Source organism: Paenibacillus sp. FSL W7-1088, from assembly GCF_037969855.1.
In the GTDB taxonomy this organism is placed as follows: Bacteria; Bacillota; Bacilli; order Paenibacillales; family Paenibacillaceae; genus Paenibacillus.
The window spans coordinates 527,998-545,325 of sequence record NZ_CP150216.1 but is presented as its reverse complement, the minus strand read 5'-3'; the positions used below and the strand labels follow the sequence as shown (position 1 = coordinate 545,325).

Annotated in this window: 15 protein-coding genes; 3 read left to right on the top strand and 12 right to left on the bottom strand. The window is 49.1% G+C overall.

The genetic code is table 11. The features are described 5' to 3' along the window. Window positions 1-107 precede the first annotated feature (107 nt). Together MKY42_RS02600 and map are read right to left on the bottom strand one after the other, a co-directional pair. Window positions 108-1,121, bottom strand: a complete 1,014-nt coding sequence (locus MKY42_RS02600) for an NADP-dependent oxidoreductase (RefSeq protein ID WP_179261954.1) — start codon at window positions 1,119-1,121, stop codon at window positions 108-110. A 174-nt stretch (window positions 1,122-1,295) separates the two neighbouring features. Then, window positions 1,296-2,042 (bottom strand): type I methionyl aminopeptidase, encoded by a 747-nt coding sequence (gene map / locus MKY42_RS02595; RefSeq protein WP_090904156.1) that lies wholly within the window; start codon window positions 2,040-2,042, stop codon window positions 1,296-1,298. A gap of 209 nt (window positions 2,043-2,251) precedes the next feature. Between map and MKY42_RS02590 the strand changes: the two genes are divergently transcribed. Then, window positions 2,252-2,458: a hypothetical protein gene (locus MKY42_RS02590; protein ID WP_090904155.1), complete on the top strand. Its 207-nt coding sequence runs from the start codon at window positions 2,252-2,254 to the stop codon at window positions 2,456-2,458. Between the two features lie 129 nt (window positions 2,459-2,587). On the opposite strand, the gene MKY42_RS02585 is transcribed toward MKY42_RS02590, so the two are convergent. Continuing rightward, window positions 2,588-3,430: a protein kinase gene (locus MKY42_RS02585; protein WP_090904154.1), complete on the bottom strand. Its 843-nt coding sequence runs from the start codon at window positions 3,428-3,430 to the stop codon at window positions 2,588-2,590. Window positions 3,431-3,543: 113 nt separating this feature from the next. Beyond that, window positions 3,544-4,197, bottom strand: coding sequence for a hypothetical protein (locus tag MKY42_RS02580; protein ID WP_179261958.1), 654 nt, complete (start codon window positions 4,195-4,197; stop codon window positions 3,544-3,546). Window positions 4,198-4,697: 500 nt separating this feature from the next. On the opposite strand from MKY42_RS02580, the gene MKY42_RS02575 reads away from it, so the two are divergent. Continuing rightward, window positions 4,698-5,651 carry an L-lactate dehydrogenase gene (locus MKY42_RS02575; RefSeq protein ID WP_090904152.1) on the top strand — a complete coding sequence of 318 codons (954 nt, stop codon included), beginning with the start codon at window positions 4,698-4,700 and terminating at the stop codon, window positions 5,649-5,651. Between the two features lie 129 nt (window positions 5,652-5,780). Here the strand turns inward: MKY42_RS02575 and MKY42_RS02570 are convergent, their stop codons facing one another. From MKY42_RS02570 to MKY42_RS02545, 6 genes are all read right to left on the bottom strand, one after another. Beyond that, a complete protein-coding gene (locus MKY42_RS02570; protein WP_339848348.1) occupies window positions 5,781-8,495 on the bottom strand; it encodes a PAS domain S-box protein in 2,715 nt (904 codons plus the stop codon). Window positions 8,496-8,771: 276 nt separating this feature from the next. Beyond that, a complete protein-coding gene (locus tag MKY42_RS02565) occupies window positions 8,772-9,506 on the bottom strand; it encodes an ABC transporter permease (protein ID WP_090904150.1) in 735 nt (244 codons plus the stop codon). Between the two features lies 1 nt (window position 9,507). Next, window positions 9,508-10,224 carry an ABC transporter permease gene (locus MKY42_RS02560; RefSeq protein ID WP_339848345.1) on the bottom strand — a complete coding sequence of 239 codons (717 nt, stop codon included), beginning with the start codon at window positions 10,222-10,224 and terminating at the stop codon, window positions 9,508-9,510. Next, a complete protein-coding gene (locus tag MKY42_RS02555) occupies window positions 10,221-11,135 on the bottom strand; it encodes an ABC transporter ATP-binding protein (RefSeq protein WP_090904351.1) in 915 nt (304 codons plus the stop codon). The genes MKY42_RS02560 and MKY42_RS02555 overlap by 4 nt, the downstream gene beginning before the upstream one ends. Window positions 11,136-11,218: 83 nt before the next feature. Beyond that, a complete protein-coding gene (locus tag MKY42_RS02550; protein WP_179261964.1) occupies window positions 11,219-12,763 on the bottom strand; it encodes a HAMP domain-containing sensor histidine kinase in 1,545 nt (514 codons plus the stop codon). Further along, entirely contained in the window at window positions 12,760-13,443 is a 684-nt protein-coding gene (locus tag MKY42_RS02545) for a response regulator transcription factor (protein WP_090904148.1), read from the bottom strand. The genes MKY42_RS02550 and MKY42_RS02545 overlap by 4 nt, the downstream gene beginning before the upstream one ends. A 217-nt stretch (window positions 13,444-13,660) precedes the next feature. Between MKY42_RS02545 and MKY42_RS02540 the strand changes: the two genes are divergently transcribed. Beyond that, a complete protein-coding gene (locus MKY42_RS02540; protein ID WP_339848341.1) occupies window positions 13,661-15,415 on the top strand; it encodes an alpha-glycosidase in 1,755 nt (584 codons plus the stop codon). 175 nt (window positions 15,416-15,590) lie between these two features. Here the strand turns inward: MKY42_RS02540 and sdaAA are convergent, their stop codons facing one another. Both sdaAA and sdaAB read right to left on the bottom strand, forming a co-directional pair. After that, window positions 15,591-16,535: an L-serine ammonia-lyase, iron-sulfur-dependent, subunit alpha gene (sdaAA, locus tag MKY42_RS02535; protein WP_179261968.1), complete on the bottom strand. Its 945-nt coding sequence runs from the start codon at window positions 16,533-16,535 to the stop codon at window positions 15,591-15,593. Beyond that, window positions 16,525-17,214 carry an L-serine ammonia-lyase, iron-sulfur-dependent subunit beta gene (gene sdaAB / locus MKY42_RS02530; protein WP_076290630.1) on the bottom strand — a complete coding sequence of 230 codons (690 nt, stop codon included), beginning with the start codon at window positions 17,212-17,214 and terminating at the stop codon, window positions 16,525-16,527. Before sdaAB ends, sdaAA begins: the two co-directional genes overlap by 11 nt. Window positions 17,215-17,328: the final 114 nt, after the last annotated feature.

Genomic DNA, 17,328 nt, shown 5'->3' with positions numbered 1-17,328 from the left:
GTTACTTTTCGTTATAGTTGTTGGGATAGCAAACGTTTGCACCGCACACAACTCTGTCGCGGTGCTTCGTTGTGTTACAGGAAGACTTATTGACTACACAGCCCGGTCTATTCAGGGTCCGCAACCTTTACAAGCTGTTTGCCCAGGTTATCTCCAGAGAAGAGGCCCATAAATGCTTCCGGCGTCTGGTCAAAACCTTCCACAATGTTTTCTTCAAACTGAATATGGCCTTCCTTGATCCATTTTGCCAATTTGGCCCGGCCTTCCTTAAAGGATTTGGCATAGTCACCCACCAGGAAGCCTTTCATCAACGCTGTATTGGTTAACAGTAAAGTCTGCGGGCGCAAGCCGATGTCCGGTTTCTCCAGATTATATGACGAAATCTGTCCACAGAGCGGAATACGTGCATTCCGATTAATATGACGCAGTACCGCATCGGAGATTTCACCGCCAACATTGTCGAAATAAACGTCTACGCCAGCCGGGCAAGCCCGTTCAATAGCAGCAGACATATCCTCTTCGTGCTTATAGTTCAACACCACGTCGAATCCCAGTTGTTCTTTCAGATAAGCACATTTTTCGTCAGAACCTGCAATCCCGACTACACGCGCACCTACAATCTTGGCGATCTGGCCCGCAATCATGCCCACCGCTCCGGCTGCTCCCGATACGACCACCGTTTCGCCGTCCTTCGGCTTACCGATATCTTCCATGCCAAAATAAGCGGTCAAACCAGTCATGCCAAGTGCACCCAGGTAAGCCGTAATCGGAGCCTCTTCTGTATCGATCAGGGAAATGTCTCCCGTATTTACGGCTGCATACTGCTGCCAGCCCCACATGCCGGATACTAAATCCCCTTTGCGCAGATTGGGTTCCGAAGACTCCACCACCTGCCCAATCGTTCCTCCCTTGATCACTTCATTCAACGCATAGGGGGGAGCATAGGATTTTGTATCTTTCATGCGGCCCCGCATGTATGGGTCTACAGACAAATATAGCGTACGTACCAGGACTTGTCCTGCTTCCGGTTCAGGAAGCGGTGCATCAATGAATTTAAAGTCTTCTCTGGATGGGGCACCTTCGGGACGAGACGCAAGTACGATCTGTTTATTTTCAGACACCAAAATGACCTCCTTCTTGCCAGTGGACAGGGGTTAACCCTCTGTCAGCTGATATCCTTCACCACTGGCTCTATGTGTATCACCTCTAAATAGTTTAAACCGAAACAGGCGGATCACAAACGTGGGCCGCCTTGAAATATGCAAATATCATCACATTGGAGACATCTGGGGCCATTATTGCGCAGTCAGAATGACAGGACCATCTGCTGTAATGGCAATCGTATGCTCATATTGGGCAGACAGACTTCCATCCTGAGTACGTGCTGTCCAACCATCCGAGTCCAGCTTGCTGCGATACGTACCAATGTTCAGCATCGGCTCAATCGTAATAACCATACCTTCCTTGAGACGTGGACCACGGTGTGGTGGGCCGTAGTGAGGCACTTGTGGTTCCTCATGCATCTTCTCGCCGATTCCATGACCGATAAATTCACGGACAACTGATAGGCCTTCACCTTCCGCATACGTCTGAATCGCATTGGAGATATCACCGATCCGGTTGCCGATCACAGCCATTTCAATCCCTTTGTAGAGCGATGTTTTGGTGACGTCCAACAAGTGTTGTGCCTCTGGAGTCACCTGACCCACCGCATACGACCATGCGGAATCGGCCAGCCAGCCATTCAGATTCACGACCATATCAATCGTAACGATATCTCCATCTTGGAGTACATATTTTCCCGGAAATCCATGACAGATCACATCATTAACCGACGCACATGTCGCATATTGGTACCCGTTATACCCCTTTTGTTCCGGTGTAGCGCCATTTTTCTTCATAAAAGCTTCTGCAAATTGATCAATTTCCTGTGTCGTGATCCCTGGACGGATCATTCCTGCGATTTCTCTATGGCATGCGGCAAGAATTTCTCCGGCCTTCTTCATAAGTTCGATTTGTTCTTTGGTCTTCAACGTAATCATTACAACTACTCCTGTCCGTTAAAATCTCATCCTGTCTTCTATTGTAACGCGAATTGCTCAAAATAAAAAATTCCGTGTAATCGTCGAGCATCCTATTATACGCCCAGCCCCTGTCCAATGAATACAATCCTACTTAAAAAAATCCGAAACCTGTCCAATCGAAGCCCCGTATATGCTTAAAACGGCTGAAGTCGAAAGGATGAACGTTCATGTTCAAAAAGATTATAGGCAAACTTCTGGATTCTAAATCTTCATCTCACCGTAGGCGCAGCTCATCAGATCGACGTTCATATAAACGTTACAGCAGTTCCTCTGGCAAACGCAACTACAGACGATATTCATCTTCGGATGCAAAGCACCGGGATAGCCGCCACGGCTCCGGTTATTATAAAAGCAGAAAGTACAGCTCCAGCTAAACGGGTATTACAATTTCAAAACAGAATGGTTCGTATCAGGTAGACTGGCGCTAAATCATCGTATATGTATTAAAAGGGGTGTTCTGCCAACCGTCCTCACGGTTAGCAAAACACCCTTTATTTATTTCTTCATCGCAATTTCATCAGTACACGGTCAATATCCGCCTGTAATTCCAGCGCATCGCCTTCATAGCCTGGACGAAGTCCAAGCAGTCGTTCCAGCATATCGCGAACTCCCGGCGTGAGCTTGAGCTCTTCCTGCCAGCTGGCCGGTTTGCGACCCTTTTCTGGCTCGTAAGCGGAATACAGCATGAACAAAAGAAAATGACCGAGATCCTGCAAATCCTGGTCCGGAGCAGCCAGTTCATCTTCAGGCTCGGGTAATTCACGCATCCGGCGTTTCAGCTCAGGCAACAACGGCTCCCCCATGCGCCGTGCCAGGCCAAAATCAATTAAATGCGTCTGTCCGTCACGTAAAATGACATTCGGAATACGCACATCCCCATGGATAAATCCCTGCTCATGAACATGCATAATGGGAGCCAGTAATTGCCTTACCAGCTCCAGACATTCCTGTTCCGTATATTTGCGGCCTTGATCGAATATGCACTGTTCCAGTGTCTCCCCTAAGATATACTCAGTAACAATGTAACTGCGCGCCCGGTATGTGAACACATCCAGCAACTGTGGGATGGCCGGATGTTCCATCCGATTCATCACATCCGCCTCCCTGTCCAGCAGCCGTACAGCGAGTTTACCCTTGCTGGGTTTGGATTCTTTTAAAGCCACATCCTGGCCAGTCTGTTCATCGGTACACAGGTATGTCAGTCCATAACTCCCCATGCCGAGCAGGTCATATATCGTATAACGCCCGGCGATCTTCGTACCTTTCCGCCGGGGGCGATCAGTCCATAGGCCAAGCAGTTTTTGCCAGCTTCGTCGCAGCTCCACAGGTCCTCCCACGCCAGCCATCTGATCTCCTGTTCTCCGTTTAAGCAGAACAGATCAGCAGCCAGTCTTGTTGTTGTATGGGCTCATTATATCAAGCTGCCTGTGTAAAATCACGACGAGCATGGACCAGACCCTCAAGCTTCTTTATGCTTTTTGGGCAGCAGCCCGAACAACATTCGGAGCGACGCTCCTTTGGGTTTGCGTTTTCTGCCCTGGAAGCTGCGCAGATTGGTGACCAGTTCACGGTCCCGCTCCTCTTCGAGCTTCTCATTCATCCACAGGCGCTGCTTCTCCATCTGCTCCTGAAGAGCAAGATGGGTATCCGCCAGATGCTGCAGCGTTAACTCCAGTTCGTCCACCCGATGCTGCAGCAGCTGGACCTGATCATCCTGCTGTCCAACAGCACCATATGTCACTTCACTCACCAGTTGTCCCAGACCTTCATAAGATCTCAAGGCTCCAGTTGGCTCAGGTCCCTCAGGGAATACTGTGGGCATCCCTGTTGCAGCAACCTCCATCTTCGAAACCTCCTCCACTGCCATCACAGGCACATCCGGAGTCAGTACAGTCACCACAGCATCTGCAAGTGGCAGGTTATGTTCCCTAAGTTCTGTCATCAGACGTTCGATGCACTCGATATCGTCCGACTTGAACAACCTGGATTTGTTGGCGGAACGCTCGAATCGATACCCATGTTCCTCAAGCGCCGCCGCATATTTACGAAGAGTACTGGCACCAATGCCCAGGCTCTTGGCCGTTTCCGTCGTTGCTCCTGCTTCTTCAATCATTATTATTCCCTCCCGGAATGAAGTCTTTTTGATACAAGGTAGTGGCTTCAGCGTTCCCTTCTGGAACTGTCATCGGATCGGGTCAACCTGTCTCATGGATCAAGTACGCATTTTTCATTTGCTTGTCCGTATGTATTCGTCAGTCTCGTTGCAGATCCCTTTGACGCTTTTCTTCTGTTTCTGCGGATTCATAAGAACTTTTGTCAGCTGCCTCATTCGTAAAAATAACCCTTCATCCGACAAGGAGCATGAATGCTGTCATGTCGAAATTGATTGGTGCAAACGCCGTCACTTTTTATGAATATGAATTATACATGTCAATTTTGTTAACCCCATTACTCCAATACGCTCCCGCGACAGAGGAAATCATTGCTGCACAGCTTTTCCATGTGTTATCTTATGTAACGTAGAAGCAGTTATTCGCATAAAATAAAGGACTATACTTAACATAAGTCTCATTGTGAACGGATAAATCAAATGTAAACGGGGGCTGAACGGCAGTGTTAGGCAAATCAGGTAAAGTAGCGGTGATCGGGGCGGGACTTGTCGGTTCAAGTTGTGCGTATTCGATGATTAATCAATCGATATGCAGAGAGATTATGATGGTTGACCGGACGTATGACCGCGCGGTTGCACAGGCGCTGGATTTTTCCCATTGTATGGACTTCACACATAACCGCACGAAGGTATACGCTGGCACTTATGCAGATTGCGGCAGCATGGACGTCATTGTTCTGACTGCCGGAGCGAATCCGAAGCCGGGGCAGACTCGTCTGGATATTCTGGAGGAAGCGGAGTCCATTGCCAAAGATATCGTTGTTCCTATCATGAATAGCGGATTCCGGGGGATTTTTGTCGTCGCGGCCAATCCGGTTGACATAGTAACTTATATGGTATGGAAGCTGTCCGGTCTTCCGCGTGAACGAGTCATCGGTACAGGTACGTCTATTGATTCCTCCCGGCTCAAAACACTGTTGTCCGAAGTCTTCTCCATCGATCCACGCAGCGTGCACGGATATGCTCTCGGGGAGCATGGGGAATCTCAATTCGTGGCATGGTCGCATGTCACCATCGGAGGCAAACCGATTATGCACATTATGGAGCAGCACAAGGAACGTTTCAAACATCTGGACTTGGAAGATATCGCCCGCAAGACGAAAGATGCCGGTTGGGAAATTTTCACCCGTAAAGGTTCCACTCAATTCGGAATCGGTAACGCACTCGCACATATTACCCGTTCGATTCTCAACGATGAACACAAGATCATTGCTGTCTCCGCGATCCTCGATGGCGAGTATGGACAGAGCAACGTCTGTGCAGGTGTTCCAGCCATTATTGGCGGGAATGGAATTCAGGAGATTATCGAATTGAATCTGGATGCATCTGAACGTGAGAAATTCGAGCGTTCCTGTGAGGTACTGTCGGGTAATATCAACCGTCTTACCTTGGTTTGACCAGTTCATTCAAGGATGGCCCATAACAAAATAACCAGAAACACAAAAACGCCAATAACCTCCTGATACAGAAGCGTCATTGGCGTTTTTATGTTTGTTTATTTTAATACACCTTGGGAGTACGAGTCTTCAGCTCGGTGCAAGCTGAGGTTCATCTGTTGGTCCCCATTGCTGTAATACCCGTTTTAATTCACTCAGCATGATTGGTTTGCTGATGAAGTCGCGCATCCCAATCTCCAAACAAGCTTCCTTGTCTTCACGTTTGGCATTTCCGGTTACCGCTATAATAGCCGGAATTCGCTCCTGCGGAATTAATCGGTGTACAAGGTCTGTCGCTTTCAGCCCATCCATAACAGGCATCTGAAGATCCATAAGAACAATATCATAGGCATTTTGTGAAATAGCCTCGATCGCTTCAACCCCATTGGTGCATACATCCGCTTGGTAACCAAGCTTCTCCAGATATTCTGTCAAAATCTTTCGGTTTACCGGATGGTCCTCAGCCACCAAGATTCGCATCGCCACTTTATCACCCTGGCGTGTGCGATCATGGCTGAATTGACGTGCAGATTGCTCTGCCTCTGCAGTCGCATCAACACTTGTGGCTGGCACTGCGAAGCGGAAGGTTGATCCCTTTCCATCTTCACTCTCCACACTGATACTGCCGCCCATAATCTCCACAAGTCGCTTCGAGATGACCAATCCAAGACCTGTCCCGCCATATTTGCGGTTAATTACAGGATGCAGTTGAGAGAATGACTGGAACAACTGATCCAGCTTATCCTCTGGAATACCGATCCCCGTATCCTTCACCGCAAAATCCAGCACACTCGCTTCCGGTCGACTGCCGCGAATAATATCCACCGTGACATCAATGCTGCCCTGATCCGTAAACTTCAAGGCATTACTCACCAGATTGACGAGAATTTGCCGAATACGCATCGCATCTCCCACCATAAACTCGGGAATATCGGGATTGAGTCGATATCGGATCTTCAACTGCTTCTCTTCCGCTTTTGGGGAGAAAAGTTCCGCAACCTGCTCCAGCATGATGCGCAGCGAGAACGGTTCGTAGGCCAAAGCCATTTTACCAGACTCCAATTTACTGAAATCAAGGATGTCATTCAGAATATTTAATAGTGCATCCCCGCTCTCACGGATGATCTCGGCGTATTCTCGCTGTTCCTCCGATAAATCCGTGCCGATCAGCAATTCAGTCATTCCTACGATTCCATTCATCGGTGTGCGAATTTCATGACTGACCATGGACAGGAATTCCGACTTGGCCTGTGCCGCCAGTTCAGCAGTTTCCTTGGCGCGTACAATCTCGCGCTCACCAGTCACATCATTGAACACGATAACGGCACCGCGAATCTGGCCCTCATCAATAATCGGTGTAACCTGGTATTCCACCAGAAAGCTGGTTCCATCTTTGCGCCAGAACACATCCTCCTTCACCGTACGACGCTGCCCGTCCATCACCGTCATATGAATAGGACATTCATTTTTCGGGAAATAGCTGCCATCTGCACGTGAATGATGAATGATGGGATGCGAATTTTTGCCGACAAACTCTTCCGCTTCATAGCCAAACATGGAAGCAGCAGCCGGATTCATAAATCGGGTGATGCCCTCTGCGTCCAATCCATAGATGCCCTCTGTAACCGAGTTAAGAATCAGGGCATGCTGTTTGCTAAGCTCCTGAATCTGCTCCGTATAATCCTTGCGCTCCGTAATATCAGACAAGATCCCATACACACCCACAAGTTCCTGATCCACAATGATGGGAACATTAATGATAGATACATCAACCTTCCGGCCACTGGAATTCACGATCCGAGTTTCATAATGTTGGGGTTTCCCCTGCTTCACCAGTTCGAAGTAGGCTTGCCCGGCGTTCACTTCACTTTTATCCAGATGAGAAAGAAAGGACTGCCCGATCAATTTGCTTCGAGGCACATCCAGCATTTTGACCAGATTTCGGTTCACTGCCGTATATTTACCTTCAAGATTGAGCGAATATACCGCTGCCGGATTATGTTCGAAGAGAGATTTGTACCGTTGACGACTCTCTCTAAGGCGTCTTTCTGCATTTTTATGCTGGGTAATATCCCGGCTGATGCTTACAATCTGAGTATTTTTGCCCTCTTCTCCAGCCACAGGCTTTGCCAGCGTTTCCATCCAGATGTAGTGACCTTTCTTATGAAGCACTCGCATCTTGCAGCCATTCCCACTCGACGACATCTCCAAAAGTTCAGGATAATCCCCAGGGTAACAATAATCCTTCAGGGACTTTCCTGTCACCTCTTCCGGGCGATATCCGAGCAACGGATAGACGGAAGGAGAAACATAGAGCAGCTTGCCGTCCATTGAACTCGTGGTAATCAGATCCTGAGCATGGTCCGCCAACATCTGATATTTCTCCTGCGTTTCATGCAATTTACGTTCCACTTCTACAATCTCAGTTACATCCCTGGCAATACCGTATATCCCTACAATCTCATCTTTCTCCGTTATGGGAACATAGGTAATCTCGGCCTGTTTCAGAGAACCGTCTCTATGATAAAACGTGATTGAATTACTGACTGAATGCCCAGCCAGTACCTCATTAATGTATTTTCCTCGTAACTCCTCGCTCTCTGGAGGACAGATCACATCTCGATTCAACCGACGGAGTTCTTCAAATGTATACCCTGAAATCCTCTCAATCGAGGGATTGGCATCAATATAGTTTCCATGGATGTCCATCACATATATGGCATCCGGGTGATTAAAAAACAATGATTGGTAAGAACTTCCCTCAGAAATAATGCGCTTCAGGGTTTCCGTTTTATTAATATCCAAGGCTTACCCCTCTTTTCTTAGCCTATATCTTCATCTAACAACCAAAAAATATAATTATCTGCGAAATGGGCCTACCCTCGAATAACCATGTAAGCCTTCCTAGAAACAGCTTTTTTTATTTTACCAGATTCCAGTTCAAATTTGCTTAAAATCTCTTCACCATAACCATGTAAAAACGACAAAAAAATCCCCTTTAAGCGACATAGTCCGTCAATAACCGAGGTCTATGTTTGCTTAAAAGGAATTTATTACACAACGAATTGTGAGATCCGGTAATTAAATTTCTTTTTTTCTAAAATATAAAACGCCAATCAAAATGAAGAGAATTGCACTGCCCCCGACAACCGCCAGCATGGTCCCAAGCGGAACATTGTACGCTCCGAATCCTCCACCTTCGATCGGTGTCATTAGAATCATCGGTTGCGCCCAAGGGTAATACGGGCCAAATGTAGCCGAGTTCACGATCAGAATGTTCGGTACGGTCAACGCAAAATTCAATGCCAGCGGTGCGGCAAAGCTGCTCCATATCAAGGAAACGAACATTTGGAGAGCAGCGAGCGGCACACAAGCAAACAGTCCCAGCAGCAGCTTACCTGTAAGGAACCCCCAAGGGATAGGACCGGTCATACCCTGGATCGTACCCGCCAGCAGGATGGACCCCAACAGCAGCAATTGTGTGCCTGCCAGAAGCAAAATCACGATGGTCAGTTTACCTGCATATACGCCTGTACGGGTAAGCGGCAGCACCAGCATTTGTTTCCAGCCTCCCCCCGCATGCTCGAAACGACAGACGAAAGAGGTAAATACACCAGTCAGAATGGGCAGCAATAACAAACCGTGAAGAAAGACCATTGAACCCATAAGTACACTCCATTGACCTGATGGTGTGGACAGCAGCCCGATAAGCAGTGCGATCAATGGACTAAGCAGAATCAGAAGCCAGACAGGTGATTTGCCCATTTTGAGCCGCTCAGAGGACAGGATTCGAAGATAAGTAGTTGCAAAATTCATCTCAGGCCACATCCTTCCGGCTAAAGTGCAGCATCCCCAGCAGCATGATCAAGAGACCCGAACCTACGCCCAAACCGACATACACGAATGGTGTTGGGCTGGCCCAAGCCATCTGTGCCCATGCAAGCGGAAAGTACGGTGAGATACTTAGTGCGAACATGCCCATTACCGCGAGGACAATGCCAAGCGTGACGGGAAGAGCCTGATTTTTGTTTACCATTGTCAGCCATAGCTCCAGCGATAACACCGGAAGCGCGCCAGCCAGTGGCAGTAAACCCAGCTTGATTGCATGTATCCAGGGAATCTCACCCGCGTTGAATCCAAGCACCAGACCCAGACCAATAATTCCCGCTGTTAATAACAAACAGGAGATGATGAGCAGCATACAAGCGAGCAGGAACTTGGCCAGGTATACCGCAGGTCTCGAGATCGGCATCGCCAGCAATTGCTTCCACGATCCCTGTTCATGTTCCACATTTGCGATCATTGAGCTGAGGATCGTCGCCCCCAGCATCAAGGCAAGTGGTACAAAAACAACCACATTATCCAGCAAACTCTCCCACAGATGGCCCCCATACTGTTCTTTCAGATAGTCCAAACGAAGCCCGAAATTCAAAGCTTGCATCGCTGTCAGTCCGATGGGGGCCAAGAAAACGAGGAACCAGATACCTTTGCCACGAATTTTGAGCCAATCGGACGATAACGCACGGCCCGTCATACCGTTGCCCCCTCACCGATGACTCGCATGAACAAGTCTTCCAGGGATTGACGGTGCTCTTCCACACGATAGACTGCGTGATCCTGCTCAACCAATCGGCGAACCAGCAATGCAATCGCGCTATTATCCATATACGGGAACGTGAGCGCGGCTCCTTCACGTTGACCGAATTGTCCCTGCTCTCTTGCCAGCTTCATCGCCTCTTCCGGCTCGGAAACCGTCAGTCGAATGGAACTGCCCGTCTGGCTATGCAGATTGGCAATCGTATCCTGAAGGACCATTTTCCCCTCACGGATAATGCCGACCCGGCTCGCCATCTGTTCCACTTCACTCAGCAAATGGCTGGACACCAGGACGGTAATGCCGTGCTCCAGCGGCATGCGTTTGATTAATTCCCTAATCTCCTGAATGCCCGCCGGATCAAGGCCGTTCGTCGGCTCGTCCAAAATTAGCAGCTCCGGCTCGCCCAGCAGGGCACTTGCAATCCCCAGACGCTGTTTCATTCCAAGCGAATAACCTTTTACGGAACGTTTGGCATCCCGGGTCAGATCCACAATGGAAAGAACTTCGGCAATCCTCGATTTGGGGACATTCAATATCCGACGCAAGGTTTCCAGATTCTCCACGGCGTTCAGGTGTCCATAGTATGAAGGATATTCAACCAATGACCCTACACGTCGCAGAATGTCCATGCGATCTTTGCGGATATCCTTGTCGAATACACGGATGACACCTTTGGTTGGCTTGATTAAGCCAAGAAGCATACGAATGGTTGTTGTTTTACCAGCGCCGTTGGGACCAAGGAAGCCGTAAATGTCTCCCTTTTTAATATGCAAATCAAGTTCACGGACCGCCGCACGGTCCCGGTATGTTTTCCATAAGTTAGCGGTTTGAATAATGTTATTACTCACTGTTTGATCACCTCGGATATCATCGTAACCTTCCAAGGTTAAAGCTGAAGTCGCCTGAAGTTTAAGTTTAGTTTAAAAAAAGGTTAGGCCCTTGGTTTCCCAGCTCCCTCGCCGCTATAGAGGCACACCCGCAGTCCGTTCTCGGAGCTGTCCACCCTCTTCCGCAGACCCATCTCACGAATCAGCAGATCCACGATAGATAACCCGAGACCTGTTCCCTTGGTATCCGAATCTTCCTGCAATCCTGGTCCCCTATCTTGAATGACAAGAGCTACCTCCCCATGGATCTGTTCTGTCGATATGCCAATATATCTCCCACTCGCTGCATGGCGGATGACATTCTGAAACAGGTTATCAAGAACACGACGCAATCCCTGCTCATCCACCTGCCAAGTCAATGGTTCTTCCGGCAGATCGATATCAATCTCAAACTGCTCTTTCTCCCACACAGGATACCATGCTGCTGCCGTTTCTCTGACGATTCGCAGGACGTCCTTCAGTTCCAGCTTCAATGTATATTTTCCGCTGGTGAGCAGGTTGTACGACAACATGTTATCGATCAGTCCGCTCAAGTCATCCATCTTGGCTTCCATACGACGCAATGAAGTATCCGCAGCCGTGCTTAGTGGTTCTTTGTGAAGAGAATGCATATGTCCACGAATAACAGTCAGCGGTGTGCGCAGATCATGCGACAGTCCCGCGACAAGACGTTTGCGAAGCTGCTCTTCCTCCCGCTCCCGGTGACGGCTGTCTGTCAACTGATGCACCATTTCATTGAACGATTCTTCCAGCTGCCCGATCTCGTCTGATCTGCGAATCTCAACAGGAAGTGGAATACCCTCCTTGCCCGGAGTGATCATCGCCGTCTGGAGCCGGATGAGCCGCTTGCGAATTCGCGCAAAGAACAGGATCGACATGATGATAAATAACAGGAAGATAATCATCATCAGTCCACCCAAATACAAGAGTTCCATAGGCCAGTTGTTCTGCGGCTTTTGCAAAAGATACCTTGGGACTTCAATCACCATAAAGCCTTGTCCCTTGTCTTCACTATCTCCCCCTACAAAAGAAACCACCGTTAGCGGATCACGATAGGAGGCTTCCTTCATAAACTCCAGGGAGGTGTTTGCATTCCATATCGAAGGAATCCGGGTCTCGGTTGTCTGATGATTCAACGTCCACTTCAATGTCGTCATTGTTGTTCCATCCACGGTGGATTCCGATACATCAACATCCTCTCCAGCGAGAATAAATGCTGTTTCACCTTTTTGATCCACACGGTACATCGAAGATTTGGGATATTTGCGGTGCAGCTGCTCCATACGTTGATTGATTTTTTCAGATGTCGCCCCATCCAGCTTCTCGGATTCCCGGGTCCACAGGTTACTGATTTTCGTGCTATCCCCATAAGGTGCCGTATTCTCTTTATTTGTATTGTTCACCACCACCACATAGATGATGGATGTAATGGGGAGAATGACCGGCACAAACAAAACCGCTGCCAAGATCAGAAGAATATATCGGGACATCAGGGTCCGTCCAAAACGCATTTTCCGTTTGCCTGGAAAGCTTCGTTTCACTCCTCTATCCCTATTGGATGAATCGCGCATCGTCGCCTTTTTGCTCATGGCTTCTTCACACGATACCCGACACCGCGAACGGTCTGAATGATAGTCGGGTTCGCCGGATCACGCTCCAGCTTCTCACGCAGATGCCGAATATGTACCATTAATGTCTTGTCTCCGTCGAGGTAAGATTCGTTCCAAACGGCTTCGTAGATCTGTTCCTTGGTTCGAATCATGCCCATATGCCTGAGCAGGTAGGCGAAGATATGAAACTGTTTACCTGATAAAATAATTTCTTCCCCCGTCTCCTCATTCACGATCCGGTGGTCCTTCTCGTAGATGGACAGGTGGTCCAGTTTCACCACGGTATCGGCGGAGATTGCCGTTCCTGCCTTTCGAAGCTGGACTTCAATCCGTGCGGCGAGTTCATCGGGATGGAATGGCTTGGTTACATAATCATCGGCAAAATCAAGCCCATGCAGCTTGTCGTCAATGGACGTTCTGGCCGAAAGCATGACAATGGGCACTTCTGGATGTTCCTTTTTGAGTCGCTGTCCTACCGTAAATCCATCCAGTCCCGGCAGCATGACATCCAGAATAACCAACGAACAGCCCCCGGCAGCTTCAGCCGCACCTTCACCACTTCCGAGCCACAGCACCTCATATCCACGCTCCTCCAAGTCGGCTCTGACCCAGGTGGCAATTTCCGTATCGTCTTCAATGTATAACAGTTTCGTTTTCATGCGTGTATTCGTTTCCTTTCTGCACCCTTTGGGTTAATTATATATTTGAAACATAATGAGATATCTTGTTTATATAAATTGTACAAATGTTGATTCCGCAATCATTGATGTCCTTTTATTTTAAATTATACCTTAATCATCCGCTTCGCATAATTCTGCATCGAATGCTTCGACTTGCTCACATAATACATGTGTATACGACGGGAGGAAATTCAACATGCTGCTGGAAGCCATCTATCATCAACCAAAACGGAACTGGGCCTATGCCTACGATAAGGATACCATTCGTCTGCGTCTGCGTGCCAAAAAGAATGATCTTACCGAGGTACATGCCCTGACTGGGGACAAATACGCCTGGGATCGCACCAAAGAGCTGGTTCCTTTAACCAAATATACATCCGACTCCATGTTCGACTATTATGAGGGGCAAGTAAAGCCTCCGTATCATCGACTGAAGTATTCCTTCCTGCTGAAAAGTGGCACAGAACAAATCTGGATGACCGAAACGGATTTCCAAGACCATGAACCCGACGACCCTGGTCACATGTTCCAGTTCCCATATATCCACCCTGGGGCTGTATTTACACCGCCTGCATGGGTTAAGGATGCAATTTTCTATCAGATCTTCCCTGAACGATTCGCAAATGGCAACCCCGACCTCAATCCGGAACATGTGGAACAGTGGGGAGGCAAGCCGACCCCGTTTAACTTCTTCGGCGGTGATCTCCAGGGCGTCATCGACCATCTGGATTACCTTGAAGAGTTGGGTATTAACGCCATTTATTTCACACCGATCTTCGAGGCAACGACCAATCACAAATACGATACCGAAGATTATCTGCGAGTAGATCGTCATTTTGGTGATGCAGATACGGTCAAACGGCTTGTTGAGCTGTGCCATGCACGCGGAATCCGGGTGCTGCTGGATGCGGTGTTTAATCATTCCGGGAAGACGTTCGCGCCGTTTGTTGATGTGCAGAAGAACGGGGAGAATTCCAAATACAAGGACTGGTTCCATGTGCATGAATTCCCGCTGGAGGTGAAGGATGGCATTCCTACGTATGAAACGTTTGGATTCGAAGCTCACATGCCGAAGCTGAACACGGAAAATCCGGAGGTGAAGGCGTATTTGCTGGAGGTGGCGGAATACTGGATTAAGGAAGTGGGTACCGACGGCTGGCGGCTGGATGTCGCGGATGAAGTGGATAATGCGTTCTGGCGCGACTTCCGCCGTGTAGTGAAGGCTGCGAATCCGGATGCCTATATCTTGGGTGAGGTATGGAATGAGTCCTCCTCCTGGCTGCAAGGTGATCAGTTCGATGCCTCGATGAACTATCCATTTACGGAAGCCGTAAATCGCTTTTTTGTAAAAGATGCCATGCATGCCGACCAATTCGCGAACTCGATCGGTCGACAACTGTCCCGCTATCCGCTGCAAGCCAGCGAAGTGGCATTCAACCTGCTGGACAGCCACGATACACCACGGCTGCTCACCTTATGTGAGGGCGACCAGCGGAAGATGAAACTGGCTGCGCTGTTCCAATTCACTTATATGGGTACTCCGTGCATCTATTACGGAGACGAGATTGGGCTGGACGGAGAGCATGATCCCGGTTGTCGGAAATGTATGGAGTGGGATGAGACGAAGCAGGACCGCGAGCTGTTCACCTTTTATCAAAAGCTGATTGCACTTCGTCATGCCCATCCTGCCCTGCGTGCAGAAGGCAGCATTCGATTCCTGCAGGCCCGTGAAGGCGGGAGCCAGCTTGTGATGGAACGACAGGATGATAATGAGCGTATTCTGATCCTGTTCAATCGTTCGGAAGAAACAGCGATCGTCGAGCTGGAGGCGGGCGCAGGGGAATGGACGGAGTTATTTGGCGAGAATTATCGCACAGCCAAGGAAGAAGGAATCCTGGTCGTTGAGTTGCCCGCATACGGATATGCTGTACTAAGTACAGATATCGCATAGCATCTTCATATTGTGGTGTCCTTGCCATTCCAACGCATTGAAAGCAACCCCGAATAAGCAAAAAAGCCGATACGCTTCTTCATCAGGAAGAATTCGTATCGGCTTTTATATTATGATGGGAACAGATCACCGTTCACTCCACGAGTTAAATTCAGTTCATGTTCGTTCATGGATGTTATGCCTTGGCTTCTGGTTTATTTTCAGCAGGGGACTCAGCTTCAGCCTCAGGCTCAGCACGCTTCGCCTTCGGTTTAGCAAGCTTCTCCATCATTTTCCGTCCTGTCGGTGTTTGGGCAAGCCCACCTTGGGCCGTTTCACGGTGCCTGCTCGGCATCGCACTGCCCACTTCCAGCATGACATCAATGACTTCGTCAGAAGGAATTGCACTTCGTACCCCGGCCAGCGCCATGTCGGCTGCAGCCAAAGCGGTTACGGCACCCAGTCCGTTACGGACGATGCACGGAATTTCCACGAGGCCTGCCACTGGATCGCAGATGAGGCCTAATGTATTTTTTAACGCGAGGCCAACCGCATGAACCACTTGCTCCGGCGTCCCTCCTCGCAGCTCCACCATGGCTCCAGCGGCCATACCGATGGCAGAACCCACTTCAGCCTGACAGCCACCCTCGGCACCGGAGATAAATGAATTGTTGGCAATGACATAACCAATCGCTCCCGCACAGAACAGACCGTTCACCAGATGCTCGTCACTCCAGCCAAAACGCTCTTGGGAGCTGATAAACACACCCGGAATGATGCCGCAAGAACCGGCTGTCGGTGTCGCTACGATCCGGCCCATGGAGGCATTCACTTCCGATACACAAAGGGCATACGCCATGGCCAGTGCAGAAGCATCTCCAGAACAAGTCTCACCTTTACGAATGTACTCAGCCATTTTTTTGCCGTCTCCGCCAGTCAAACCGCTGCGTGATGTCGTATCTTCTGTCAGCCCTTTGTGTACAGCTTCCTTCATCACCTGATAGTAATCCGACATCTGCCGTACAACATCCGCTTCCGGGATATTCGTCTCCTGAACCTGCTCTTCGATCATCAGCTCGGCAATGGTCTTGGATTCTGCTGTACAGATGGTATTCAGTTCATGTAGATGTTTAAACCGCATCAGGCTCGACCCCTCTCTTTAAATCAATCACGCGAATGTCCAGCATATGATCCAGTGACCGCAGACGGTTCAACATCTCAGGATTCGGCACACCATCCATCTCCATCGCTGTTAATGCTTCACCATCCCGGGCTTTCCGATCCACTTGCATGTACCCGATGTTCACCCCGGACGAACTGATGGTGGAGGTTACGGAAGCGAGCACCCCTGCTTTGTCCGAATGGCGCAGTACAAGTGTGGGAAACTCTCCGCTGATCTGTACACGAAAATCATTCAATGCATGCACCGATACACTACCTCCGCCAATGGAAGCACCAATTAGTGAGCATTGACGGTCTCCATGCCACAGTTCAATCTTGACCGTATTTGGATGAGGAGCAGGCAGGCCGCTTGTAAAAAACTCTACCTCCATCCCCGCTTCCTCTGCATATTGTTCTGCATCCGGTATACGTGGATCATCCGTCACATAATCAAGCAGGCCACCGATCAACGCAAGATCCGTACCATGCCCCTGATACGTATCGGCGAACGAGCCGTACAGCGTTAATCGGGCGCGTTCAGGCGTGCATCCCAGCCACTGACGAGCAATTCGCCCCAATCTTGCCGCTCCAGCCGTATGTGAACTTGATGGACCTGTCATGGACGGACCAATAATTGAAAAAACGTCTTTAAAACGCATCGCAAACCCTCCATTTATAATCGTCATTTTCATCCAGACGTACACCCATAATGTTCCTTTATTACTGAATGATGACATGAGAAAAGGACAGAAGAAGGCCCTAGGCCCTCTCTC